This is a genomic window from Anaerolinea thermophila, assembly GCF_020723905.1.
GTDB lineage: Bacteria > Chloroflexota > Anaerolineae > Anaerolineales > Anaerolineaceae > Anaerolinea > Anaerolinea thermophila_A.
In genome coordinates this window covers 1-24,974 of sequence record NZ_DYHZ01000010.1, presented here as the reverse complement: position 1 = coordinate 24,974, position 24,974 = coordinate 1, and the positions used below count along the sequence as shown (strand labels likewise).

At 53.7% G+C, this 24,974-nt stretch carries 19 protein-coding genes, 2 tRNA genes and 1 pseudogene; 13 read left to right on the top strand and 9 right to left on the bottom strand.

Annotated features, from left to right (window positions below; all coding sequences use genetic code 11):
• Positions 1-70 precede the first annotated feature (70 nt).
• From LHF31_RS14040 to LHF31_RS14030, 3 genes are all read left to right on the top strand, one after another.
• The gene (locus LHF31_RS14040) at positions 71-2,482 is read left to right on the top strand and encodes a TIGR04083 family peptide-modifying radical SAM enzyme (RefSeq protein WP_369685050.1); all 2,412 of its coding nucleotides are present in this window, start codon (positions 71-73) and stop codon (positions 2,480-2,482) included.
• Positions 2,483-2,574: 92 nt separating this feature from the next.
• Complete coding sequence (locus tag LHF31_RS14035) at positions 2,575-3,036, top strand: HIRAN domain-containing protein (protein WP_298003969.1); 462 nt, start codon at positions 2,575-2,577, stop codon at positions 3,034-3,036.
• 32 nt (positions 3,037-3,068) lie between these two features.
• Positions 3,069-3,590: an SET domain-containing protein gene (locus LHF31_RS14030; protein WP_298003971.1), complete on the top strand. Its 522-nt coding sequence runs from the start codon at positions 3,069-3,071 to the stop codon at positions 3,588-3,590.
• A 78-nt stretch (positions 3,591-3,668) separates the two neighbouring features.
• On the opposite strand, the gene msrP is transcribed toward LHF31_RS14030, so the two are convergent.
• Genes msrP through LHF31_RS14015 form a run of 3 tightly spaced genes read right to left on the bottom strand, consistent with a single transcriptional unit; the run spans position 3,669 to position 6,046 of the window.
• Positions 3,669-4,586: a protein-methionine-sulfoxide reductase catalytic subunit MsrP gene (gene msrP, locus LHF31_RS14025; RefSeq protein ID WP_298003974.1), complete on the bottom strand. Its 918-nt coding sequence runs from the start codon at positions 4,584-4,586 to the stop codon at positions 3,669-3,671.
• Positions 4,587-4,631: 45 nt separating this feature from the next.
• The gene (locus LHF31_RS14020; protein ID WP_298003976.1) at positions 4,632-5,216 is read right to left on the bottom strand and encodes a 3'-5' exonuclease; all 585 of its coding nucleotides are present in this window, start codon (positions 5,214-5,216) and stop codon (positions 4,632-4,634) included.
• Between the two features lie 5 nt (positions 5,217-5,221).
• Positions 5,222-6,046, bottom strand: coding sequence for a hypothetical protein (locus LHF31_RS14015; RefSeq protein WP_298003979.1), 825 nt, complete (start codon positions 6,044-6,046; stop codon positions 5,222-5,224).
• 77 nt (positions 6,047-6,123) lie between these two features.
• Between LHF31_RS14015 and LHF31_RS14010 the strand changes: the two genes are divergently transcribed.
• On the top strand, positions 6,124-6,843 hold the full coding sequence (locus LHF31_RS14010; protein ID WP_363324752.1) for a pseudouridine synthase: 720 nt from the start codon (positions 6,124-6,126) through the stop codon (positions 6,841-6,843).
• 28 nt (positions 6,844-6,871) lie between these two features.
• On the opposite strand, the pseudogene LHF31_RS14005 reads toward LHF31_RS14010, so the two are convergent.
• Positions 6,872-8,422, bottom strand: a pseudogene (locus LHF31_RS14005) (sugar phosphate nucleotidyltransferase); the annotation flags it as partial.
• 743 nt (positions 8,423-9,165) lie between these two features.
• On the opposite strand from LHF31_RS14005, the gene LHF31_RS14000 reads away from it, so the two are divergent.
• The 5 genes from LHF31_RS14000 (at position 9,166) to mltG (ending at position 13,990) form a co-directional block, all read left to right on the top strand.
• Positions 9,166-9,429, top strand: a complete 264-nt coding sequence (locus LHF31_RS14000; protein WP_298003985.1) for a hypothetical protein — start codon at positions 9,166-9,168, stop codon at positions 9,427-9,429.
• Between the two features lie 23 nt (positions 9,430-9,452).
• Positions 9,453-10,832: a hypothetical protein gene (locus tag LHF31_RS13995; RefSeq protein ID WP_298003987.1), complete on the top strand. Its 1,380-nt coding sequence runs from the start codon at positions 9,453-9,455 to the stop codon at positions 10,830-10,832.
• Positions 10,833-10,896: 64 nt separating this feature from the next.
• The gene (locus tag LHF31_RS13990) at positions 10,897-12,402 is read left to right on the top strand and encodes a baseplate J/gp47 family protein (RefSeq protein WP_298003990.1); all 1,506 of its coding nucleotides are present in this window, start codon (positions 10,897-10,899) and stop codon (positions 12,400-12,402) included.
• A complete protein-coding gene (ruvX, locus tag LHF31_RS13985) occupies positions 12,399-12,857 on the top strand; it encodes a Holliday junction resolvase RuvX (RefSeq protein WP_298003993.1) in 459 nt (152 codons plus the stop codon). Before LHF31_RS13990 ends, ruvX begins: the two co-directional genes overlap by 4 nt.
• A complete protein-coding gene (gene mltG / locus LHF31_RS13980) occupies positions 12,854-13,990 on the top strand; it encodes an endolytic transglycosylase MltG (protein ID WP_298003996.1) in 1,137 nt (378 codons plus the stop codon). The genes ruvX and mltG overlap by 4 nt, the downstream gene beginning before the upstream one ends.
• On the opposite strand, the gene LHF31_RS13975 is transcribed toward mltG, so the two are convergent.
• The 3 genes from LHF31_RS13975 to LHF31_RS13965 all read right to left on the bottom strand — a co-directional run bounded on the left by LHF31_RS13975 (position 13,991) and on the right by LHF31_RS13965 (position 18,237).
• Positions 13,991-15,817, bottom strand: coding sequence for a bifunctional diguanylate cyclase/phosphodiesterase (locus LHF31_RS13975; protein ID WP_298003999.1), 1,827 nt, complete (start codon positions 15,815-15,817; stop codon positions 13,991-13,993).
• Between the two features lie 144 nt (positions 15,818-15,961).
• The gene (locus tag LHF31_RS13970) at positions 15,962-17,344 is read right to left on the bottom strand and encodes an MFS transporter (protein WP_298004001.1); all 1,383 of its coding nucleotides are present in this window, start codon (positions 17,342-17,344) and stop codon (positions 15,962-15,964) included.
• Between the two features lie 5 nt (positions 17,345-17,349).
• Entirely contained in the window at positions 17,350-18,237 is an 888-nt protein-coding gene (locus tag LHF31_RS13965) for a polysaccharide deacetylase family protein (protein WP_298004004.1), read from the bottom strand.
• A gap of 146 nt (positions 18,238-18,383) precedes the next feature.
• Here LHF31_RS13965 and LHF31_RS13960 point away from each other — a divergent pair.
• Both LHF31_RS13960 and LHF31_RS13955 read left to right on the top strand, forming a co-directional pair.
• A tRNA-Gly gene (locus tag LHF31_RS13960) sits at positions 18,384-18,456 on the top strand.
• 33 nt (positions 18,457-18,489) lie between these two features.
• Positions 18,490-18,560: transfer RNA gene (locus LHF31_RS13955), tRNA-Cys, on the top strand.
• 423 nt (positions 18,561-18,983) lie between these two features.
• Here LHF31_RS13955 and LHF31_RS13950 read toward each other — a convergent pair.
• Both LHF31_RS13950 and LHF31_RS13945 read right to left on the bottom strand, forming a co-directional pair.
• The gene (locus LHF31_RS13950) at positions 18,984-20,018 is read right to left on the bottom strand and encodes a DUF2804 domain-containing protein (RefSeq protein WP_298010514.1); all 1,035 of its coding nucleotides are present in this window, start codon (positions 20,016-20,018) and stop codon (positions 18,984-18,986) included.
• Between the two features lie 86 nt (positions 20,019-20,104).
• Positions 20,105-20,518: a PPOX class F420-dependent oxidoreductase gene (locus LHF31_RS13945; protein WP_298010517.1), complete on the bottom strand. Its 414-nt coding sequence runs from the start codon at positions 20,516-20,518 to the stop codon at positions 20,105-20,107.
• A 146-nt stretch (positions 20,519-20,664) separates the two neighbouring features.
• Here LHF31_RS13945 and LHF31_RS13940 point away from each other — a divergent pair, with 146 nt between their 5' ends.
• Both LHF31_RS13940 and LHF31_RS13935 read left to right on the top strand, forming a co-directional pair.
• Positions 20,665-22,668 carry a glycoside hydrolase family 127 protein gene (locus LHF31_RS13940; protein WP_298010519.1) on the top strand — a complete coding sequence of 668 codons (2,004 nt, stop codon included), beginning with the start codon at positions 20,665-20,667 and terminating at the stop codon, positions 22,666-22,668.
• Positions 22,669-22,755: 87 nt separating this feature from the next.
• A partial coding sequence (locus LHF31_RS13935) for a CpXC domain-containing protein (RefSeq protein WP_303774397.1) occupies positions 22,756-24,974 on the top strand: 2,219 nt, incomplete at its 3' end.

Genomic DNA, 24,974 nt, shown 5'->3' with positions numbered 1-24,974 from the left:
TTTCCAGTTTTCCTTCAAAATTTAAGACGTTCGAAAAAATTGAAAAGTTCCTGAAAACTTTCTCTCTTTGATGATTATAATCATGAATATGACCCTGCATCGCATGATTGTCCCTTCCCTGGGCTGTCCCGCATCCTGTCAGTATTGTTTTGGTCCCCATCAGACAGGGGAGATCATGAGCAGACAGGCCCTGGAATCCACTGCCCGGTGGATAGCAGAGGAAAAAGCCAATGCACTGGAAATCACCTTTCACGGGGGTGAACCCCTAACCGCAGGAACAAAATTTTATCGCACTGCCCTGCCTCTTTTGCGCCAAAGCGCTCCCGATAAAAACATCCGTTTCAATTTGCAATCCAATCTGTGGTTACTCAATGAAACCTTACTGGAAATTTTCGCCGAGCATCAGGTATCTATTGGCACCAGTCTGGATGGACCGGAACTCATCAACGATGCCCAGAGGGGAAAAGGATATTTTCGCCGTACCATGCGGGGAATTGAAAAAGCCCGACAGAAAGGTCTGGCTGTAGGGTGTATTGTCACCTTTACCCGACAGAGCGCCAGACACTGGGAAGAAATCCTCGCTTTTTTCATCCGGGAAGGGTTAAATATTTCCATTCATCCCGCCCAGCCAATGTTGAACGGTACCCCATTCCAACAACCGGACTGGGCTTTACCCCCTCAAGCCTATGGAGATTTGCTTGTGCAAATTCTCCATTATTACCTGCAAAACTTGAGCAAACTGCGCATTGAAACCCTCGACGCCATTGCCCGCTCGATTGCACGGGGAAAGGGCGGTATTTGCACCTTTGGCGACTGTCTGGGAGGATACCTTGCGGTAGGACCGGATGGAAGTGTATATCCCTGTCAGCGATTTACCGGAAATCCCCGCTTTCGCCTTGGATCGATCCAGGAATCCCACGAAGCGATGGAACAATCCCCTGTTTGGCAAGCCTTCCTGCAACGTCAAAATACCATTCAGAATCGGTGCAGGGATTGCGCCTTCCTGGATATTTGCCGGGGGGGTTGCCCTTATAACGTGCTGGCGCAAAACCAGGCAGGCTTTTCCACCGAGATGCGCGATCCCTATTGCACAGCCTATCAACAAATCTTCACCGAAATCACCGAACTGGCAACCCGCCAGGCATTTTCTCCGGAGAATCTCCAGGAAGTGGTTGAATCTCCCGCGCCCAACCTGCTCCGCCGGGGCGCATTGCTGGATTTGATGAGCGGACGCCCTCATCCCACAGAAGCCATTGCCCACGCCCGACAAACCCTGGCGGTGGTGGCGCTGGGAGCCTCCCAAACCGTCGATGAAGCCTTCCAGCGGCTGACCTCGGCAGGGGTGATTGGCAATCCCCGGCAGGCAAGGCAAGCCCTGGAGAACCTGCATCAGCGCCTGACCACACCCAAAAGTATCCGCAATAACCTCTATCTTCATCTCACCTTTGAGTGTCCCCTCCACTGTAATCACTGTTACGCACGGGGAGGACGTTCATCCCCTTCGTTCCCTGCATCAGCAGTCATCCGGCTGGCAAAGCAAGCCTCACAGGCAGGTTTCCGCCATTTCATTCTGACCGGTGGGGAACCACTGGTTCATCCTGAAATTTTCCCCATTTTGGAGAGCCTCGCCCGCATCCGGTCGGAAATACTGCCTATGCGAATTGTTTTACGCACCAGTCTGGTCTCTCCCCTCTCGGATGAAGAACTGCAGGCAGTCGCAAACTATCCCCATGAAGTTGTGGTCAGCCTGGATGGCGACCCGCAAACCCATAACGCCCGCAGAGGAGATCAAGCCTATCAGCGGACGGTAGAAAATCTGCAGCACTTGCTCTCAATGCACGGCAATGCAGAAGTCTCCCTTGCAGCGGTTCTACCGCTCGAGCAGGCAAAAAGCGCCCCCGGCGAACACGTACGCGCGCTGGCACGCACAATGGGCATTCGGCGGGTACGCATTCGTCCTTTACTGCCGTTGGGAAGAGCCGCCCATACCTATCCCGATATCCCCGTTGAAGCGGTCTGGTTCAGTATGAGCCCTGAAGAGCGGATGGCATACGGTTTCACCCCGGCTTCTTCCTGCGGACTGGGGCAAAACCTCTACATTGAACCGGATGGAAGTGTCTATCCCTGCTACGCACTGAGTTTCCCCTCTCTTAAAGTGGGGAATGTCCTGGAAACTGGCGGATTAGAGGAAGTGAGAGCATCCCCTGTCTTTCAAAGCCTGTCCCACCACAGCGTTGATTCCCGCCAGACCTGTAAAGAATGTCCCTACCGTTATCTTTGCGGAGGGGCTTGCCGCGCATGGGATCGCAGAACTTTCCAGAGTTTCACCGAACTGGACCAGTCTCCGATGGATTGCAGCCCGCTCAAAAACCGCGCCGAAGCCCTGCTGTTGACTGCCTTAAAGATTACAGAAGTTTCGCCGGAGCGTTGGGAATCTGCTGGATTACCTCTCCCCCAATCCGTTGCCCTGAATAAACATTAATCCATTTAAATAAAACTTTTGGTCAAGGTCATTTCAGGTCATGATAAAATTATCCAAATTTTTGAAAAAAGTTTTTCCTCTGGGGGAATGACATGGATTCTCGACGAAACTTTCTGAAAGCCCTTCTGGGCATGATGGTCTGGGTATCGCTCCCACCGATCATCCGAAAGAAGGAAACACCCAGACAAAAAATTGTCCTTCTGGAAACCTGCGTTGCCGGTTTTCAGTATCACAGCGGGATGCGCAGAAAGGTCGCTCAAACGCTGAAACCCGGCATTGCATTGAAACTGGAACGCGAACCACAAAATCCTTATGACGAAAACGCCATCGCCGTTCATACGTTGCAGGGGTATCATGTAGGGTACATCCCCCGCACCCTGAACGAAGTCCCCGCCAGAATCGCTGACCAGGGAATTCCTCTTGAAGCCGAAGTGATGGAGTTTGACCCGGAAAAAGATCCCTGGGAACGGCTGGTGATTCGGGTGTATCAGGTCATTCCGGAAGAACAAAAGGAAAAGGTTTTGCCCTTGACCTCAAACGATTCCCTGATATGATAACGCCTTGACACTTCAAGAACGGAGAAACCATGAAGCAACCAGAACGCTATTCATACCTTTCCCCCAAAGTCGAAGCCCGGCATTGCCCGGATAAGGGTGGTTACGGTGTATTTGCCAGAGAAAAAATTCTTGCGGGAGAACTGATTACCGTATGGGGCGGAAGAGTGGTCACCGAGGAAGAACTGGATGAGATTCCCGTTGAACAGGCTACCCACGGCATTCAGGTGGATGAAGGGATTTACCTTATTCCTCTAGGAATTGACGAGCCCGCAGACATGTTTAATCATTCCTGCAATCCCAACGCCGGGTTATTTGGCCAAATTGCGCTGGTTGCCATGCGGGACATTGAACCTGATGAAGAAGTCTGCTTTGATTACGCCATGAGTGATAGCAGTCCATACGATGAGTTTGAATGTCACTGCGGCGAGCCGAATTGCCGCGGGAAAGTGACCGGCAACGACTGGCAATTGCCTGAACTGCAAGCCCGCTATGAGGGTTACTTCTCGCCTTATCTGCAACGGCGCATCCAGAAAATGCGCATTAAACAGTAAAGGCACTCTCCTGAGCGAAGAGCCTGTGAAATCAACACGGAGCCGATTTCTTATCAACGGCTCCGCGTTTTATTTTGATTAATAGTTACGCCGCAGATCCATACCCTCGTACAGAGAGGAGACTTCCTCGTAACCGTTAAATTTAAGCGTTGGACGCCTGCCGGATTCTCCAATTCGGCGCTCACTGGCTTGAGACCAGCGTGGATGCGGCACCTCAGGGTTGACATTGGCATAAAAGCCATATTCATCCGGCGAGGCTTCCGACCAGAAAGTAGGCGGCATTTCGGCTGTAAGTTCAATCTTTACAATGGATTTTATGCTCTTGAATCCGTACTTCCACGGAACAACCAGACGGACTGGCGCACCATTTTGCGGCAGCAGGTCTTTGCCATAAATCCCCGTGGCGAGGAGCGTGAGATCGTGCATGGCTTCGTCCATTCGTAAGCCTTCCACGTAGGGCCATTCAAACATCTTATTATTCTGACCCGGCATTTGCTGAGGATCGTACAGGGTGGTGAACTGAACGTAGCGGGCATCTGAGGTGGGCTCTACAGCCTTGAGCAGTTTGTGCAATGGGAAACCCACCCAGGGAATAACCATTGACCAGCCTTCCACACAGCGCAGACGGTAAATACGCTCTTCCTGATCAAACTGCTTGCGGATTTGATCCAAATCGTACACCCCAGGGTTGCGCACCAGACCTTCCACCCGCACTTCCCAGGGGGATGTTACCAGCCCGGCAGAAAGTCTGGCAACGGCTTCTTTGCTAAAACTGAATTCGTAGAAATTATTGTAGTTCGTTATTTCCTCATAAGTGTTGGGACGATCCGGAAGAAGCGTGGGGGTGGCATCAGCAGGAGAACCTGCCTGCAACGCTCGAGGAGCACATGCCGCAAGCAAAGCCGCGCCTGCCAGTAACATCCCTTCCCGAAGGAATCGCCGGCGCGAAAAATACACATGTTCAGGGGTTATTTCAGATGAGGGAATCTTTTTCATGGCACTACCTTTAAGAACAATTTATCTGAATTCATGACAAAGCAACTAGTACGGCACACCGGCAATGAAATGCAACAATGCCCGGGTGAGAAGCGTATCGGCAGTGGCACGATGAGCATTTGGAAGGGCAATGCCACACTGCTTTCCTGCCGCTTCCAGTGAGTGATACCGATAAGAACGGCGTTTGGGATCCCATTCCCCGTAATATTCGGCGTACAGTTTCATCAGATCAAAAGTGCGGAAACGATCACGCCACGGCAAACCCAATCGTGCATGAGTTTGTTGCATCATACGCAGATCAAACTCTTCGTTGTAAATCACCACCACGCCGGCATTAAGCAGAACCGGACGAACTTCCTGCCAGACAATATGCCAGGGGCGGGCTTTCTGTACCTCCTCATTGGTGATTCCATGTATCGCTATAGCATCCGGAGGAATCGGACGGGTTGGACGAACCAGGCTCTCATAGACCACCTGCCCCTGATCGTTGACAATGGAGATTTCAATAATTTCATCCTGAGCGCCTAAACCGGTGGTCTCTGTGTCCAGATAAATCGGGTTGTGTTTGAGCACTTCCCGCGCAATTTGAATGGCTCTCTGTCTTAATGTAGGGGTAACCGTTGTACTCATCTTTTTTATTCCAGTTTCCACATTGAAATTTGATCCAGGTCCACACGGAAATTCGCGGTCTGGTTTGCGGCAACAAAGGCACCAAAATACGGCGCGGTGTAGGTTGAATCTTCCAGTTCCTTGAGGAGAACGCCGTTGGCATACAGGCGAATCACATTCCCTTTTGCCATTACCCCCAGACGATTCGTCTGATTCGAGCCCGAACGAATCGCCGCATCTGCCGTAAGACTGACCAGTTCCGCATTCACGTTGTTATTAAAATCCCGCGCATACAGGTTGAAACGCCCATCACAGGTTACACCGAAGAAATAAGCGCTGTTTTCTTTGCTGGCACGAAAGACAATGCCGTATAAATCATTCCCTGCACAATCGCGGGTGCGGAAAACCTCTTCCACGTACAGATCCACAGCCGGAGAAGCATAGGTCAATGTCCAGCCATGCCAGCCATTGGCATTTCTTCCCGTCAGGGCAATACTGCCATCATCTTCGGCTTCAATTCTGGTATTGTCATTCTCGTAGAGATAAAAGTTTTTCGCCGTATCCAGATTATCCTGCCAGGAGGGAGTGCCCAGAGCGAGAGCCGGATCACCCGGCACAGGGGTTGGAGAAGGAGCAGGCAAGGTGGCAGAAGGCACCTGAGTTGGCGTTTCCACCTGCGGCACAATATCCGTCGGTGTTACCGTCGAAGTCGGTTGGCTGGTCATCAGAATACTGACCTGAGTGGCAATCAGATCCGCCGTGGGGACAGGCGTCTCTGCAGGGGAAACCGGCAGATTACAACCACTTAATGCAAGGTTGAAGACAATGAGCAAGACGGAAATTTTTTTCATGTTTTTGACCAATCTCCTCTAATTATAACCATTTCGTCCACTCTCCATTTAAAATATCATGAGAAAGGTGGTACAGGATGAAAACCAGAGAGGACCCACGCGCATCATTTCGATACCTCCTCTTTTACAAGCCTTACGGGGTGCTGACTGCATTTACCGACCCCGAAGGACGCCCAACCCTGAAAGACTGGATTCCTGTGCCAGATGTGTACCCCGCAGGACGGCTGGATATGGACAGCGAAGGGTTACTTTTCCTCAGCAACGATGGCGTTTTAATGCACCGTCTGACCGACCCGCGCTACCAGCATCCCAAAACGTATCTGGTGCAGGTGGAAGGAATTGTTTCCAGCGAAGCCCTGGCAAAACTGCGCCGAGGGGTAGAGGTAAAAGGGAGACAAACCCGGCGCTGCCAGGCTATGGTGATTCCGGAGCCGGACCTGCCGCCGCGTCCCAAGCCTGTTACCCCACACGGTCCGACCACCTGGCTGCGCATCGTTCTTTCAGAAGGAAAAAAACGACAGATTCGCCACATGACCGCCGCAGTGGGACATCCCACCCTGCGGCTGGTGCGTGTGGCAATCGGCCCACTCACCCTGGAAGGTCTCTCCCCCGGTGAATGGCGAGACCTCACTGCTCAGGAATTGACTTTACTGAAGCGCAGTTTGCGCCTTACGGACGGGCAAATTCCTGCAAAGTCTGAAGGTAATGCTCGGGAATCCCGATATCGAAGCGTCGCCCGTCAATCATCAAACCGTGAAACCCATCCATCTGACGCAGACGATCCAGCGCAGGAGTAAGTTGAAACTCTCCGCGTTCCCGTAAATTGTTGCGAATGCTGGTTTCCAGAATATCGTAAATTTCGGGTTTAATGATGTACTGCCCGAAAACGGTCAGGTATTCCCCATCAGGGATTCGGGGTGTACGGAGATTGACTCGGGCATAGTCCAGAGTAGGCTTTTCAGCAAACTCGGTGATGTTCAACACCCGATCTTCTTCCAACCAGACGCCATTCACCACGCCAAAACTGCTGATATCCTCTTCAGGAGTCCGCTTCAACCCCACAATACTGACTCCGTACTGGTTGTAGGCTTCAATCATCTGACGGGCGCAGGAAATTGAAGTGTTCGAGCGGTAAATATGATCTCCCAGCATCAACAGGAAAGGTTCATCGCCAATCACATCTCTGGTGATATAAACCGCATGTCCAAAACCTTCCTGGTTATCCTGCACCACAAAATGAACATGCTGCCCCATTTGAAGCAATCGCCGCGAATATTCCTGGAAATGCGGAGGCAGTTTGTTGAAGTTCTCAATCGAAATCTGTGAATTGAAGAAATGCCGGAAATCTTCCAAATCACCTCGCTGGACAATGATAAAGACCTCTTCAATTCCTGCGTCCAGGGCTTCTTCGACGATTAGCAAAATTGCAGGTTTGGCAATGCCGTCACGGTCAATGATGGGGAAGAGTTCTTTCTTGGTGGCTTTCGTGGCTGGGAAAAGACGCGTTCCAAATCCAGCGGCAGGAATGACCGCCTTTCTCACTTTTGGTCCTGCATGCAGGGTCAGTTTCATGGCAGGCAAACCCAAATCCCGTTCGAGGATCTGAACCACCTTTTCCTGATCCTCAGCACTTCGACATAAAAACTGAGCCGTGCCATCCCCTTGAGAGCCAACCCCTTTACACCCATAAATATGCGGTTTGAGTGGTTCGTAGTCCAGCACCCGGTGAAGCATGGGAGCGGTCAATTCCTCAGGACAGACGGGCATGGCGTAACGGTCAAAGTACATCTGGGCTTCAACCATGATCTTGCCCAGGGTTTCCGCGTCCGAACGCTGAAGCGCGTCGATAGCACGGTGGATAATCTCTTTGTTTATGGGTCCCAACAACTGCTGAACGTTGCGCTCCATTTCATTCTCGGCAAATGGATAGCAACGGTTAAGGCGATTCAGAATTTCCAGGGTGTCTTTTTGAGAGAGCAGGTCCACCAGAACAAAATACATGTCCTTGTCCACACGCAGTTCTCTGGTCTCAAGTCGGTCACCATCGAAAGTCATCAGGACAGGACGGTTTCCAAAAGCGCACCCCTGATCCATGCGCCCACAGCGCGAGGGGGTGGTAATTTCACCCTGATAGGCTAATTCCATCTCGCCGCGGACGGTTAATTTCAAATCATAAATGCGGTTAAATGCCCGCGCCGTAAGCACACAGATTGCCGCACTGGAAGATAGCCCTTTTTTAATGGGCAAGTCAGTTTTGTAGTTGTTGATGACCAATCCCCGCACGTGGTAATTAATCAATACCTGATAAGCCACTCCCGCCACATAACTCCAGAAACCACCCCGTTGCGCCTCTTCCAGCAAAGCCTGGGGGGTCATGTCAATCTCATAAGGTCCTACCACTTCCCCCTCAGGGGTTGTCGAAGTCAGGACAAGTTTATTCGGGTGGGGTTCCACCTCGGCATAAATGCCCTGATTGGTGCCACAGATAATGGCATATCCTTTTTCAATCTCGGCATTGATGCGGCGATACCCGCCTGCCCAATCTGAATGCTCTCCAAGCAAACAAATTCTTCCCGGTACAAACAATTTCATGAGAACAGTACTCCACTTAATAGAATTCAGGTAGATTGTACATGTGCGTTTGAATCCAGTCAAACACACATTTTTTCAAAATATATTGAACTTTCCTTTCTAACGGGATATGATAATAATAAACTATTTAAATCAACGTATCCAGATTGTGTTTTCTGGCTGGGATCAGGATGACCAAGATTTCAAAATGGTTTCTGTTCATCCTATGGTTTCTTCTGAGTGGTTGCAGTGGATTGTTCACAGAAATTCAACCGCTCCATACCTTAACTGTATTTCCGTCCCCAACTCCAACGGAGATCCTGAACGAGCCCCCCTCTCTTCCTTCTTTTACCCCATCTGTCGGGTATTTTTTCACCTTCGATTACAACTTTATCTCCACCGCCTCCGTTCGGGGGAGAGGAGAAACCTGTCTTGGACTGTCTGGACCCTGGAACTTAACCGTTGAGGTAACAGGTCATCCAGAGGCTGGAGTCACAGTCGAGACAAGTGGAAAGGTGCAATTCACCTTACCGGAAGGGAGTACACTGGTGGAAATAGAGATCCCTACTGCAGGCACAGGCACATTCCAGACTGCTACAACGACAGGTACCGGAGATATTCAAGATCCACTGCTTTTCCGTTTTGAATTGAACCCTGATTTTCAAGGAGCAAAACTAACTCTTATCAGTACGGGAAAAGGCACGATCACCTTTCATACTCCTGAGGGAGACCGGACAATCCCATATGCCACAGTGTTCACCACTCAACCGCAATTCGAGGTAAATTTCGATCCCAATCCCAATTGCCGATAAACTTTCCCTGAGGTAAAAAGAAAATGAAATGGCATTTGCTTGCAAAAATTCTGGGGGCAATTCTGTTGCTGTTTGCCTGTAATCCGACTTCCGTTCAAAGCACTCTCGCTTCAACGTCTGCTTCTTCCCCTTCTCAAAGCATGGCATTTACCCATCCCTGTTCAACGCCCTTCTTCTTTCCAAGAGAAGTAACCCATCTGGCGCATATGCCGTTTGCTTTACAGGAAATCGAAAACCAGCCTTCGCAGTTAATTCCTTTAGGAGAAGAGCAAGCCAAAGCCATCGCAGAACTTCTTAAGCCCGGAAATTCCCTGTGCCAGACACCCCATTCATCGGAAACCACCGGTACCCTTGAAAAAGCCCGGCAACTGCATCAGCAGGGGAAAGACAAGGAAGCCCAGATTCTGCTGATGACAGCCTCTCAAAAATCCAAAAGCAATGAGAACTGGCGAGTCACTGTGAAAGAGCGTCTGGATTTTGCCGAAGCCATGGCTGAAGTGGGAGGGAATCCTCAAGAAATTCTGAGCCTTGCCACTCAACTGGCACAAAACGGTATTGAAAAAGAATTGAATGCATTGTCCACGAGTTTATCTGAAGGCAATCAATCCTCTCCTATCAAACCTGATACTTCAGGAATCAGAGAAGTATTAAGTCTGGCTTATGACGCAAGGATTCTGGGATTGAATACCGTGGAGGCACAGGCAAACCGACTGGCTACTCAAATGGGTGAACAGATGCTTGCGGCAGAACTGGAGGACTTTGATCCCTGTCACTCAGATAAGAGCGCCGTCGTCCGCCTGCTCAATGCCGAAGGGCAGGCTTATCTTCTGGGAGTACAGGGGATGGAACTGGACGAACCTTTCTACAATCAAATTCGCGGACGGATTACCAAAGCCATGAACCATCAATTTAATGACCTGATTCGCAAACGAGGACTCTCGCCTTCGCTGATGGTCGCTGAAGAGCCGTGCAATGTCAGAGGTACTCTGGAGGTCAGAATTTTTTCTGTGTGTTCTCAGAAATGGACTACTATAGGGAAAATTGAGTTTGAAAGTGAAGCAAACTCAGTACCTGCCACGTTAAAAGGACAGGGACATATCTCTTTTTCCGAACATCTTCTTATAAAAGATGAACTGGATTGTAGCATTGAGATTGACTCTGAAGTCTCTCTGACAGGCACCTTTCGGAATGATCAAGGGGTGGAAAGAATTGAATTCTCACCATCTTTCTCCAGTGACGGGACATACACAATTATCAGCAAAACCACAGGCGTGCAATCGTCTGGGGTTTATCCTTTTAATGGATTTGGGCGTTTTGTGATGCCCTGGGTGGATGGCAGTGTCTTTCCACCATCGCAAAACAACATTCTCCAATATGCACTTTCCTATACTACAGGGGAATGAGTCGTTTTTATCTCTGCACAAAAGGGTTTAAGGCTCAGGTATAATTCATACAGGCAGACCCTGTATGAAAACCTACATTATCCAACTGGAAGCCCATGACGATGTCATCTCCGCCCGGGATAAACTGTCTTGGAACAAATCCCCGCGGGTTCTCGTGGTATTTCCTCAAAAAGGGTCGCCGCTGGAACGTCCTCTGGATTTGCTCCTGTTGCAAAGATATGCGCAATCTCTCGGCGCAACCCTGGGTATCGTCAGCCAGTCTCCCACAGTGATTCGTCATGCAAAAGAACTGGGCATTCCCTGTTTTGCCAATCCCATCCAGGCACAGCGAGGTTCATGGCGAAGATCACGGGCACGCAAACGTCTTTCTTTCCGCTGGAATAAAGAGCGCCCGAGAATTTCGCCCAACGAGTATCGCCTGATGCTGAAAGAATTTCACGCCAGACCTTCCCTCTCAGGCTGGCAGAGGATTGCGGTATTCCTTATTGCCTTGCTTTCTGTTCTGGCGCTTCTGGCGGTATTTGTGCCTTCTGCACAGGTGATTCTCCCGCTTCCACAACAGGAACAGGCTTTAGCCTTCGAAACCCGGGCAGTGCCCGATATCAGCCTGAAACCTTCGGCAGGCGTCCTTCCTGCCCAACAGGTGGAAACCATTGTGGAAGGCAGCATTGAGGTTCCGTCCTCCGGAAACACTCCACTCCCCCAGACTCCTGCAACCGGTGAGGTGGAGTTCACCAACCTGACCGATCAGCGTGTGGTGATTCCAGCCGGTGCGACCGTTCTCTCGAACGGGACTCCCCCTCTGGCTTTCCAGACTCTGGGAACTGTAACATTACCAGCCGGTATTGGACAAAAACGCACTGTTGGAATTCGTGCTGTCTTGCCCGGCAGTTCCGGGAATCTACCGGCGAATGCCATCGTCGCACTGGAGGGTTCCACCGGTTTACTGGTGACTGTGAACAACCCTCAGCCAACCATGGGTGGAAGCGATCAACCTGTGCCTGCACCGACACTTCGAGACTACCAGCAAGCCAGAGAAAAACTGATTGCTATTCTGACCGAGACAGCCGGGAAAGAAATTGCCTTTCAACTTACGGAAGGTCACCTCTTTGTAGATGGATCGCTCCAACCTGCTGAAATTCTGGAAGAATCCCGTGAACCCGAGGCGGGTATGCCGGGTGATGTTGCCCGTCTAACCCTGCGCATGCGGTTCACCGGACTGAGCGTCCATCAATCAGACTTGAGCGCAGTGTGCCAGACCATTCTGGATCTGAATCGCCCCGAAAACTTCCAGGTGGTCGAGAACACGCTTTCCTGTCAGCAGAACAGCCCTGCCACCCGGGGAACTGACGGTAGTGTCAAATTCACCCTCACTGCACGCAGGATACTGGAACCCATCTGGTCACCTCAAAGGATATCCCGGGAGATTGTCGGGCAACCTGTAGAGACGGCTCAGCAAAGGATTCGCAAAATGCTGGATCTGGAGAAAGATCCTGGAATCGTTGTGTTCCCCACATGGTGGAATCGTCTGCCGTTTTTCCCATTCCGCATTCAGGTGAGTCGACCATGAAGGGGCGCATTCTGGCTGTAGATCCGGGGGATGTCCGTATCGGGTTAGCCATCAGCGATCCAACGGGCACGATAGCCCGCGCTTTAGGGGTCATTCGACACGTTGCCCGCGCGATTGATGCCGCAACCATTGCCCAGATTGCCGCTGAGCAGGGGGCAGTTCGCATTATCGTGGGACAAGCCCTGGACGACATGGGGCATCCTACCCCTCAAGGCAGAAAATCCGCCCGACTGGCGGAAGCCATCCAGCAACAGACTTCCATTCCAGTGGAACTGTGGGATGAAAGCGGTAGTACCAGCAAAGCGCAAGACACACGCCGCATGATGGGCGTCCCGCGGAAACTCCGGCGAGGCCATCTGGATGACCTGGCAGCAGTAATCATTCTCCAGGATTATCTGGAAGCGCATCTTCCCCCGGCTTACCCAGAAACAACAGAAGAGGATTTCAAAGAATGAAACGATCGCGTCAAAAGCAATCTCGCGCTTGCTTTACCTTCCTGGTTACGGCCTTTCTCGGGACAGTCTGCCTTGCAGGGATTGTCTTACTGGTAGGATTCGGGCTGATTCCACAAATGGCAAGCGATGCTTTTGGCGAGCCCCGGCCTGGCCTTCCTCTCATCCAGCGCACGTATTTATCCCTGCAGTTGCTGATCCATCAGGATGCCTTGACCCTTCCTGCAAATCCTGAGGGACAGCCGATCCAATTCCTGATTAGAGAAGGCGAAACCGCCAATACCGTGGCTACCCGTCTGTATGACGCAGGGTTGATTCGCGATCGGGAGATGTTTCGAGCCTATCTGATTTACAGTGGGAGAGATACCCGTATTCGCTCTGGCAGTTATACCCTCTCCGCAGCCATGAACGCCCTGGAAATTGCCGGAAAACTACAAGACCCCTTATCCCAAGAAGTGGCTTTCAATATCCTGCCCGGATGGCGCGCTGAGGAAATTGCCGCCTCTTTAGCCACTTCCGGACTGAACGTGGATGCCCAATCGTTCCTGGAAGTTGTCCGACGGGGAAAAGATGGCGAAGAGCCGCTGGACTCATACGAAGGTTTTTTGTTTCCGGGGTCCTACCGCTTTTTACGAGATGTCACCGCCGAAGAGATGGTACAGGCGTTTTACCATGAGTTTGAACGCTCCGTGACGGACGATTTACGGAATGCCTATGCTCAGCGAGGGCTCTCTCTGGTAGAAGCAGTGACCCTGGCATCAATCGTTCAGCGAGAAGCAGTCGTAACCGAAGAACAGCCCTTAATTGCCTCCGTGTTTTATAACCGCTTACAACAAAACATGAAACTGGACAGCGATCCCACCGTGCAATATGCGCTTGGATATGGCGAAGCATGGGGAACCTGGTGGAAAGTTCCTCTCACGCTGGACGACCTGAAAATCGATTCGCCCTATAACACTTATCTTTATCCAGGCTTACCCCCCACCCCAATTTGTAATCCAGGGCTTTCCGCTCTTCAGGCAGTGGCTTATCCAGCAGAGACGCCGTATCTGTACTTCCGGGCAGCATGCGACGGTTCCGGACGCCACCAGTTTGCACGCACCTTTGATGAGCATTTACAAAACGCATGCCCGTGATCAATCGGCTCCAAAAACAAAACCCGACCTTCCGGCGATAAACCGCTCTACAGCCAGAACATCAAGGGGCTCTGAAATGTAAAACCCCTGCATGAATTCACACTGCAGGCGTTTAAGTTCACGATGCTGCTCAAAGGTTTCCACACCCTCAGCCACCACTTCGATGTTCAGTTCATGGGCTAACTGGATAATGGCTTGAACTACACCCTGACTGCTTTTGGCTTTTCCCAGATTGCTGACAAAGGAACGATCAATCTTAATGGCGTCCACAGGCAGACGATCCAGATACCCCAGAGAAGAATAACCGGTTCCAAAATCATCAATATACAGTTGCACCCCCAAAGTGCGTAGCGAATCCAGGGCTTCAATTAATGCACCACTTCGCTGGACAACAGTATGTTCGGTAATTTCCAGCCGCAAAGATGAGGGAGGAAGTCCCGTTTCCTCTAATATCTTTTTTACCTGTTCGCTGAAATCCGGCTCTTCCAACTGACGTGGGCTGATGTTCACACTGATCATCAATGGAGGATTGATGGGAAAACGTTCCTGCCACAGGTGCATCTGCCAGCAAGCCTGCCGTAATACCCATAAACCCAATGGCACAATTAAACCCGTTTTCTCCGAAATTTCGATAAATTCGGTGGGCCAGATCATTCCTCTCCGGGGGTGAATCCACCTCACCAGCGCCTCAAAGCCAATCAGCCTGCCGGATTTCAATTCAGTGATGGGCTGATAGTGAAGAATGAGACGGTTTTCTTCCAGAGAACGACGCAGGTCATTCTCCACTTCCATGCGGCGAATCAACTCCTCGCGCATGCTCTCATCAAAGACCAGCCACTTCCCACGCCCGGATTGTTTGGCTTCCAGCAAGGCGATGCCGGCTTCCTGTAATATCTCCTCAGGGGTACGCAGGTGCCCATTGCGCAAAGCAATACCAATACTGGCAGTCACGGCAACTTCATCGCCTTCAATCACAAAGGGTTCACGCACCCGCTCGAGAATGCGTGTGGCGACCATTTCAATTACAGAACGATCCTGGACATCCTGAATCAGAACCCCAAACTGATCTTCTCCCAACCTTGCCATGAGATCTTCTGCACGTAAGTTCAACCGAATTTTGTTCACCGCCGCCTGAACCAGCCGCTCTGCAATGGCTCTGCCAAAACGCTCATGGATGAGCTGGTAGTAGTCAATATCTATGACCAGAACCGCAAAAAGCAAACTGGAATTTCCTTCAAATGCCTGCTTGACCCGCTCAAGAAAGAGGGTACGGTTAGGTAATCCTGTCAGGTCATCATATTCCTGATGATGAGCAATCCGGGCACGATCCCGCCGCAATTCCCCTAAATCCCGCGCCAGACAGAGCATCCGCACAATCAATTGGGCGCAAATGTGTAAAAGTGAAATTTCAATTTCCTGCAGGGAAAGGTCCTCGCTCACATTTTCCAGCCGAATCATCCCAGCCAGGCGCTTTCCGTCATAGACGGGCAAAATCAGCAAATTATGAACGCCGTAATGCTGTAAGGCTTGACGATCGGCAGAGACTTCTTCCGGCAAACGGGTCAAGTCCTCAATTTTCAATAAATCCTGAGCGCGTAAATTCATCACCCACCAGGGATGATCCAGGCGAATTGCTGCCATTTCGGAACATTCCAGCAGTCCTTCTGGAGAGTCTGCCCAGAAAAATGCTTCTTTTTCAAATTTTCGCTCCTGCAGAAGAAAATGAAGATGAGCGCGTTTTGCGCCGGTCAGATTGGCAATTACCCTTAAACATTCCTGCACGAGAATTTCATTTTCCGTTTCGACGAACTGCTGGCTTTTTTCCATAGAACTTTTTCCTCATACGATGAAACCGGACAGATTTCACACCGGCAGGCACTATCCTTTTCTGTGCAAGGAGTATGCCAGTAAGGACACGAGCATAAAAAAACCGGCGTTGAAACGCCGGTTTTTCAAAAATTGGCAGGTGAATTATCCGAGTTGTTCTTTCTTCTTTGCATGAAGTTCCAGCACCGCCTGCTGGACTTTCTGAAGATACTCTCCACGCAGAGGGAAGAAGGCTAATAATCCCGCTCCAATCAGCAGGGCAACCCCGGGGATAAAACCACCCAGCAAGCGAATTCCCAGTAAAGCACTCTCCGGCTGGTTGAGAAAGATTTCACCCGCATTCTGTCCACGGCTGACAAAGTGCGTGGCTTCAAGAATGAGCGGGAACAGGTACAGCGCCACGGATTGAGCAGGTTTGGTGATCAGCGCATTGACCCCAAAGAAAGCGCCCTCCCGGCGCACTCCGGAACGCAGTTCGTCTTCATCCGCCACCTGAGCGAACAATACATTGGTCAGAGTTTGCGGTCCACTCAATCCAAAGCCGGCAACCGCAATACATATGGGAATCAAAAACCTGGGCGCAATGGTAATCAGCACCAGACCAACTCCCGCAATAATTAACAATAACTGCTGAGCACCTACCACGCCAAATCTCTGACGGATGGGACGAGTCAGCGGAACGCCAATGATCAGGGGAATAAAAATACAAGCCAGCAGAATGAGGGTATTCATCTGCAGGAGATAATCTGCCATGTAGTAAATGGCTCCCAGCAGAAGCGATTGCATCAGAATGGACATGAAATTTGCCGCTACCAGTACAAGAAACGAACGATTCACCAGGGTAAACCGGATGGCTTCGCCCAGGGGAATGGGACGGTCCACGCGGGTAAATTCCGGGCGTTCCTTCACCTTCAGGGTGGTGGCAATAATCAAAAGCATGGCAACCACCGCCACAGCCACCATGCTCATCTGCAGGGGAAGAAAATCCGTACCTCCACCCGCCTTGGGACGGAAGAAGTCCGGAATCATGAAACCCAGCAACGTGCCAAGCAAACCGAACAGGGAGGAAGACACCTGTAAATCGTTACGCTCCGCATCCGACTCGCTCACCTCGGGCAATAACGCCGAATACACCAGCCCTACGATGGTATAGCAGGTATCATATAAAAGCATGGTTACCAGCATCCACCAGAAGATCGCCGGTTCGCCGGCATGACTCGGGGGCAACCATACCAGCACAAAGGTCAATGCCAGGAAGGGCGCAGTAAAGCGCATGTAGGGAATACGCCTCCCCCAGCGGGAACGGGTATTATCGGTGATATATCCAAACAAAGGATCGTTGAGCGCATTCCAGACGGCGTAAATGAACGAAGCCAGCCCGATCCATCGGGAGGACAGCCCCAGGTAATCCTGATAGAAAATGGGCAGGAGAGCGCCATAAATTCCCGAAAGCAGAGAAGTTCCCAGCGCCGCCACTCCCCACACAAATTTATAGGAACGCGAAAGTTTTACCGGTTGCAAGGTCATTGGAATCACCTCATGAGGGATTGAATGGCACGGTAGCCGATGACGTGAATGCCTTCCTGTTGCAGAAACTGACGCAGTTGCGGGCTCTGGAATACCTGCCAGTCAGCCACCCGTGCCCGCCAATCGGGAGCGATGGCGCGTATCTCGGGCGAGTCTGCCGCCGGATGAATAATGAAGTGGGTCAGTCCCGGTTTTACCGTTTTGAACACTTCCTTTGCCAGTTCAAGGCGATCTTCCCATTGATCCAGCGGCATCATCACAATGTGATCAAGCAAAGGAAAGCCTTCCCGTTCCAGACGTTCAATCCAGCGTGCGGCAATCTTTGCCGTCAGGGGATTCAACCCCATTTGCCTCAGGGCAGTTTCATCCTGACGTAAAATCATCGCCGGGAGGTGGTATTTCCGCGCCGTGCCAATATAGGCATCCAGAAATCTGGGATGAATCACGGTGCCCATGTGCGTATCCACATGAGAGGGAGTGATACCCAAACCGCGGGCATGCGCCAGTTGCGCTTCCAGTTCACGCCTGACAGCCCGTGGATTGCCCTTTTCCTGCACAGGTTCAGTGCGGCGGGGGAAATATCCCTGTTCATCCAGCAGCCCCGAGCGCGGATCGCGGGTGGATAACGGTCCCCAGCGGTAATGCTCCCACTCGCTGGTGAGGGTCAGGTGCACTCCTAAATCGGCTTCCGGATGCTCTCGAGCATAAGCCCCTGCCAGAGGCGCCCAGGAACAGGGAACCATCACTGCCCCGCAGGAAACCAGCCCAAACGCGGTCAGGTCTGCAAAGGCTTGCACACTCGCCTGACACATACCGACATCGTCAGCGTGAATCAAAACCACCCGATCCGAATCGGAGAAGCCCAGTTTTTTCAAGAGAGGATTGGGATTCATTTGTATCCTGCCTGAGGAGAGGGTTAAAACCAGATTCAGTTTAGCATAGAATACCAGCAGGGGTTTTCAAAAAGGTTGGAGAAAATGACACTGAGGGTCTTGACGGAAAAAAAGAGTTCGGGTATAAATACGCACACAACAGACATGCGGGCGTGGTTCAGTTGGTAGAATGCTTCCTTGCCAAGGAAGAGGTCGTGGGTTCGAGTCCCATCGCCCGCTCTGAGCCGCCAGAAACAGGGCGGCTTTTTATCAGGCGACGTGGCCAAGTGGCAAGGCAAGGGTCTGCAAAACCCTGATCATGGGTTCAAATCCCATCGTCGCCTCTCTTTTTTTAAGCCAACTGGCACCCCGTCGAGGGACGCGAGGCAAGCCTGCCAGACCCTGATCATGGGTTCAAATCCCATCGTCGCCTCTTCTTTTTTAAGCCAACTGGCATCCCATCGAGGGACTCGAGGCAAGCCTGCCAGACCCTGATCATGGGTTCAAATCCCATCGTCGCCTCTCCTTTTTTAAGCCAACCGGCACCCCGTCGAGGGACGCGAGGCAAGCCTGCCAGACCCTGATCATGGGTTCAAATCCCATCGTCGCCTCTCCTTTTTTAAGCCAACCGGCACCCCGTCGAGGGACGCGAGGCAAGCCTGCCAGACCCTGATCATGGGTTCAAATCCCATCGTCGCCTCTCTTTTTTTAAGCCAACTGGCATCCCGTCGAGGGGCGCGAGGCAAGGGTTCTGGTGCAATGCCTTTTCACCAGCGGGCGTGATGCTCTTCGGCAAAGCCAATCAGGTCGTGGATGCGTACTTCCTCACCCTCATCGGTGATGGCTGTGCCCTGATAACGCCCGAACATCTGATGCACCTCGCTGAAAATGATGCCCAGATTGGTCTGCGCCACCCGCTCCTTGAAGGGAGTAAACACCAGATCCAGCCTGCCCTGCGCATCGCGGAAGCGCCAAGGCTTCATGTAATCGCCGGATGTGTATTCAAAGCGCACCCCCTCCAGTTTATGGATGCGGTTTTGCAGAATCAGGGCGTTTTCGTCCGCACGGGAAAGATCGCCAAAGCCGCACCCCAGATTCAATCCCAACGTGCGCCCATCAGGCAGGAATCCGGACGCCGATGCCCAGTTCCAGTAGGAGCGGTATTCCCACACCCCGCGCCCCCAGTCCAGCGATCCCAGGCAGGTGCGCGGATTGAGTTGCTCCACCTCATCCCCGTAACGGATAACCCCCTGCGCCGGAAGGCAGTTGATCTTGCGATTAAAGTAGAAGCGGCGTTTGCCAATGGGGATGACGATGTTCATGGATTCGTATTCGGGCAGGCACTGCAGGCGGATATCGGCGTGGATGCCGCGTCCCCCGTGGAAGTCCTGCCAGTCTACCCGCAGGTGACGTTCGGTGGGCAACACCTCAAAGGTCATCTGCAGGCGGCGATTCTCAAAACGGCTCCCCCCTTCCGTACTGTTGCGCGGCAGGGAAATGCCCCGCGCCAGCGGCACGACGATACCCTCCTCGTGCAGATCGCCGGTCTCGAAATCCAGCGTGTACACAAACAGATTGCCCGCGTACCCCAGATCAGCAATGGTGGCAGAGAAAAACCGCCGCGGGGTGAACACGGCGTAGTAATCCCAGCGTTTAAGGCGAAAACGCTGGAAAAAGCGCAGGGCGTAAAAGCGCGCCTGTTCCAGATTGCAATCCAGGAGCGGTTGACGCGACCAGCCCACCTGCGCCAGCGTACCATCGGGGTTCAGCAACACCCCGGGCTGCGTAATCTCGACCTGCATGGCAGTACCCTCCTTGCACAATCATGATGCTTAATGATTGTATCTGCAATTTTAAAGCGGGAGGGCGGATGCTGGCGGATTTGCGTTCAGCGGGACGGGCTGTCCAGTTCCAGTTCAATGAAGCAGGTGGAATCGCCCGATTGACGCGAACTCAGCCGTGCCACCAGCCCCATGAATTTCTTCTGCAGGCCGTACTTGCGGTCGAATGCCGCATCCACCGCCCGGCGCAGGGATTCGTCCTGCACCACACGGGCGCGCGCCTGCACAAATTCCCCCAGCGGCGTACCGCGCAAATCACTGGGTGCTACCTGCGCCCTTCCGTTGGCGCGGATGCGTTTGGCTTTGCCCGACTGCTCATCAGTAATGACATACAGGCGCCCATCATAGACCACAAACCACACCGGCGTAGGGACGGCCTGACCGTTGCGCCGAAAGGTAGTCAGGTTGATATAGCGGGCTTTCTGCGTCCATTCCGGTAACGTTACGGATGTCTGTTCCATCGTTTTCTCCATTTCTGCCTTCTTTATCTTACCCCCTTCCGGACAGAGCCGAAAGGCAGTGTGCAATCATTCCAGCGTTTTTTCTCCTCCTTTTCTTAAAACGATATTAATATTAAACCAATTCCCCATCCTGTGGAGGACAGACGATGCACGCCATCCTTACCCGCGGATTCTGGCACGAACGGCTGGAAGTCAACGCTCATCAAGCCATTCATCATCAGTGGGAGCAACTGGAAGCCTCCGGCTGTATTCACAACTTCCGCATTGCCGCCGGAGAAGCCCAGGGCTTGCGCGAGGGCTGGTTCTTCGCCGATTCGGACGCCTACAAATGGCTGGAAGCCGCCGCGCGCATCCTGCAGCACCACCCCGACCGTTTGCTGGAAGAACGCGTGGACGGCTTCATCGCCCTGCTGGGGCGGGCACAGATGCCAGACGGTTACCTCTTCACCTACAACCAGATTTTCTTCCCCGGAACGCGCTGGAAAAACCTGCAAATTGAGCATGAACTGTACTGCCACGGGCACCTCATTGAGGCGGGGGTATCGCACTTCCTCGCCACCGGCAAGACCACCCTGCTGGAGATCGCCCGCCGTGCCGCCGACCGCATCGTTGCCGATTTTCGGGATAAAGGTCCCCTGTACACCCCCGGACACGAGGAAATCGAGATTGCCCTGCTGCGCCTGTACGAGGTCACCGGCGAACGCGCCTATCTGGACATGGCGCAGGCATTTCTGGAACGCCGCGGACGGGCGCCCTTCTTCGGGCTGGCACTGCTCTGGCAGAACGCCAGCGTCAACCGGCGCGCCCGTTTTGTGCAGAAACAGCGGCAGGCTTACCTGAGCGCTCACCCGGATGCCCACCCCTACGTCCTGCCACCGGGCAACGCCTACAAAAAACCCTGGAACACCACCCTGCGCTGGTACGCGAACGCCCTTTCGGGCAAGTACTTTCAACAGCACGCCCCCATTGAGCGCCAGACCGTGCCGGTGGGGCATGCCGTGCGCTTTGGCTACCTGCACACCGCCGTCGCCCGCTGGATGCGCCTGACCGGCGACGAACGCTACCTTGAGACGCAGGAACGCCTGTGGGAGCACATGGTGCTGCGGCGCATGTACCTCACCGGTGGACTGGGCGCCGTCCCGGGCATCGAGGGCTTTGGCAGGGATGACGAACTCGACCCCGAAGCGGCTTACGCCGAAACCTGCGCGGCGCTGGCAGGCATGTTCTGGAACTGGGAACTGGCGCAGATCACCGGCAACGCCCGCTACAGCGACCTGTTCGAGTGGCAGTTGTACAACGCCGCCAGCGTGGGCATGGGGCTGGACGGCACCACCTACCTCTACAACAACCCGCTGACCTGCCGCGGCGGGGTGGAGCGCCGCCCCTGGTACGCCGTGCCCTGCTGTCCTTCCAACCTCTCGCGCACCTTTGCCTGGCTGGGAGAGTACCTCTACGCCGCCCGCCCGGGCAGGCTGTACGTGCATCAGTACATGACCGGCGACCTGCCCACACAGGAAGTGGCCTGCGCCAACGGCAACCGCGTACGCCTCTCCCTGCAGATGGACTCGCAACTGCCCTGGCACGGACATGTGGTCCTGCGCCTGCGCCGCTGGCAGCCGCTCGACCCCGACCAGCCCGCCCCGCTGGAGATTCTCCTGCGCATCCCCTCCTGGGCGGAGAACCCACGCTTCACCCTCAACGGACAGCCGCTCTTCCTCTCCATCCCTCAGCCCGTGCACGATGGCATTGCCCCCGCCAGCGGCTATGACCCGCGTGAAGCCGTCTTTGTTGCCCTCTCCCAGCCCTGGGCGGAGGGCGACACCCTCGAACTGCGCTTTGACCTGCCCATCCGCCTGCGCCGCGCCGCCCCACGCCTGAAGGACCACCGCGGCAGGGTGGCCGTCTCCCGCGGACCGCTGGTGTACTGCGCCGAGAGCCTGGATCACCCCGGGCTGGACCTCTTCCACCTGCGCCTGGATGCGGATTCGCTCGAACCGGTGTGGGATGACGGCATCCTCGGGCGCATCCTGCTGATTCAGGGCAGAGACGCCTCCGGCAACCGCCTGACCCTCATCCCCTACTTCCTGTGGGGCAACCGCGGTCCTTCGGCGATGACCGTGTGGCTGAAGGAAGCCCCGCCGCGCGGATAGCGGTTGCGTTGCAGTTTTCCACCGGGTAGTTGCAGGCGGAGAAAAAATTTCTATAATGAAAGAAACACCTTCCCGTAGGGGGAAATCATGACCCATTCGATCTCTCAAACCGCCACGCTGGCATGCCCTCAGTGTGGACACGCCTTTCCTGCCGAAATCTGGTTGATTGTGGACGGCGACGAACGCCCCGACCTGCTGGCGCGCGCCGCCAGCGGCGACCTGCACCGCCTGCCCTGCCCGCAGTGCGGAAACGCAGGAACGGTGGACACGCCCCTGTTGATTCTGCGCCCCGGCGCCCCCGCCCCGCTGTTATTCAGCCCGGCAGAACACACCACCCGCGAGCAGGATCAGGAACACCTGCAGGGCTTGCTGGGCGCCCTGCAGGGCTTGCTGGGCGCGGACTGGCAGGACGCCTGGCTGGAGACCCTGCAGATTGTCCCGCGCCCGATTCTGCCAGTGGCGCTGTCCAGCGCCAGTCCGGAAGACCTGCGCCAGCGCCTGCTGGAAGCCCTGCCCCCCTCCCTGCGCGAGGCAATTGCCCTGCTGGAGGAAAGCGGCGAAGAGATACGCTCCGAGGAAGACCTGCGCCGCCTGCTGGAGCGCCGCCCTGACCTGCGCCAGCGCCTGGAAAGCGCCCTGAACACCCCCCAGCCGGAGGACGCGCCCGCGGAACCGACCTCCGGAGACGCCCCACCGGCGCAAGAACCGCCGCCTGAAGAGGGAACTGAGGAAAGCAAAGAGATTAACCCCGCGATCCAGCGCCTGTTCGAGGAAGCCGGGGACCTGGGGCAGACACTGCTTGCCTGCCTGCAGGTGCGTTCGCCGGAGGAGCACCGGCAGTTGCTGGAAGCACACCCCGAACTGCTGGAGGATGCCGGACTGCACCTGCTGGAAGAACTGCTGGCACAGGAATCGCGCCCGCAGGCACAGCAACGATTACGCTTTTTCCTGAGCGTGCACCACCGCGCCCGCGAGGTGGGTACTGAAAAGGCTTTTGCGGAGATGCAGACCGAAGAGGAGGATTCCCTTCGCTCAACAATTTTGAAGATGATTACCGCAGAAACCTGGACCAAGACAGAAGAATTTATCAATGCCCATCCCGAACTGCTCAGCGATGAGGCAGAACAAATTCTGGAACAACTGGTGCAATCAGCCCAGGAAAGAAACGACGAAAATGCCCGAAACATTTTCGAAGAGCACCTCCAGATCCTGCACCGCGCCCGCGAGGTGGGTACCGAAAAGGCTTTTGCGGAGATGCAAACCGAAGAGGAGGATTCCCTTCGCTCAACAATTTTGAAGATGATTACCGCAGAAACCTGGACCAAGACAGAAGAATTTATCAATGCCCATCCCGAACTGCTCAGCGATGAGGCAGAACAAATTCTGGAACAACTGGTGCAATCAGCCCAGGAAAGAAACGACGAAAATGCCCGAAACATTTTCGAAGAGCACCTCCAGATCCTGCACCGCGCCCGCGAGGTGGGTACCGAAAAGGCTTTTGCGGAAATGCAGACCGAAGAGGAGGATTCCCTTCACTCAACAATTATGAAGATGATTACCGCAGAAACATGGAGCAAGACAGAAGAATTTATCAATGCCCATCCCGAACTGCTCAGCGATAAGGCGGAGCAAATTCTGGAGCAACTGGTGCAAACAGCCCAGGAAAAAAATGACGAAAAAGCCCGAAACATTTTCGAAGAGCATCTCCAGATCCTGCGCCGCGCCCGCGAGGTGGGTACTGAAAAGGCTTTTGCGGAGATGCGGGAGGAAGACGAACTGAATCAGCGTTTCCAGAGCCTGCTTACCCTGAAGGAAAAAGCCCAAAACCAGCCCGCCCTCTGGGGGGAGGCGCTGAGCGGCTGGCAGAACCTGATTGTGGAAGCCGAGCGGAAGGGAAACCACCGGCTGGCAGCCCTGGCGCGGGTGAACCTGGCAAACACATGCTCAATGCTGTACGAAGTGACAGGTAACACGCTATGGGCAGAGCAGGCGCAAAAAACCTTCACAGAGGTCAGCCTGATCTTTAACCGCGAGCAATATCCACAGGAATGGGCCATGACCCAGCACTCCCTGGGCAACCTATTTTTACGCCGCTATGAGCGCAGCGGCGAGGACGCCCACGCCCAAACCGCCCAGGCACACTATCAAAACGCCCTCCAGATCCGCACCCGCGACGACGCCCCCTCCCACTGGGCCATGACCCAGCACTCCCTGGGCAACCTGTTCCTGGACCGCTATGAGCGCAGCGGCCAGGACGCCCACGCCCAAACCGCCCAGGCACACTATCAAAACGCCCTCCAGATCCG

Bases quoted from the DNA above. Each gene is read 5' to 3' on its own strand.
- LHF31_RS14040 (WP_369685050.1), top strand. From the start codon at position 71: ATGATTATAATCATGAATATGACCCTGCATCGCATGATTGTCCCTTCC.
- LHF31_RS14035 (WP_298003969.1), top strand. From the start codon at position 2,575: ATGGATTCTCGACGAAACTTTCTGAAAGCCCTTCTGGGCATGATGGTC.
- LHF31_RS14030 (WP_298003971.1), top strand. From the start codon at position 3,069: ATGAAGCAACCAGAACGCTATTCATACCTTTCCCCCAAAGTCGAAGCC.
- msrP (WP_298003974.1), bottom strand. From the start codon at position 4,586: ATGAAAAAGATTCCCTCATCTGAAATAACCCCTGAACATGTGTATTTT.
- LHF31_RS14020 (WP_298003976.1), bottom strand. From the start codon at position 5,216: ATGAGTACAACGGTTACCCCTACATTAAGACAGAGAGCCATTCAAATT.
- LHF31_RS14015 (WP_298003979.1), bottom strand. From the start codon at position 6,046: ATGAAAAAAATTTCCGTCTTGCTCATTGTCTTCAACCTTGCATTAAGT.
- LHF31_RS14010 (WP_363324752.1), top strand. From the start codon at position 6,124: ATGAAAACCAGAGAGGACCCACGCGCATCATTTCGATACCTCCTCTTT.
- LHF31_RS13995 (WP_298003987.1), top strand. From the start codon at position 9,453: ATGAAATGGCATTTGCTTGCAAAAATTCTGGGGGCAATTCTGTTGCTG.
- LHF31_RS13990 (WP_298003990.1), top strand. From the start codon at position 10,897: ATGAAAACCTACATTATCCAACTGGAAGCCCATGACGATGTCATCTCC.
- ruvX (WP_298003993.1), top strand. From the start codon at position 12,399: ATGAAGGGGCGCATTCTGGCTGTAGATCCGGGGGATGTCCGTATCGGG.
- mltG (WP_298003996.1), top strand. From the start codon at position 12,854: ATGAAACGATCGCGTCAAAAGCAATCTCGCGCTTGCTTTACCTTCCTG.
- LHF31_RS13975 (WP_298003999.1), bottom strand. From the start codon at position 15,817: ATGGAAAAAAGCCAGCAGTTCGTCGAAACGGAAAATGAAATTCTCGTG.
- LHF31_RS13970 (WP_298004001.1), bottom strand. From the start codon at position 17,344: ATGACCTTGCAACCGGTAAAACTTTCGCGTTCCTATAAATTTGTGTGG.
- LHF31_RS13965 (WP_298004004.1), bottom strand. From the start codon at position 18,237: ATGAATCCCAATCCTCTCTTGAAAAAACTGGGCTTCTCCGATTCGGAT.
- LHF31_RS13950 (WP_298010514.1), bottom strand. From the start codon at position 20,018: ATGCAGGTCGAGATTACGCAGCCCGGGGTGTTGCTGAACCCCGATGGT.
- LHF31_RS13945 (WP_298010517.1), bottom strand. From the start codon at position 20,518: ATGGAACAGACATCCGTAACGTTACCGGAATGGACGCAGAAAGCCCGC.
- LHF31_RS13940 (WP_298010519.1), top strand. From the start codon at position 20,665: ATGCACGCCATCCTTACCCGCGGATTCTGGCACGAACGGCTGGAAGTC.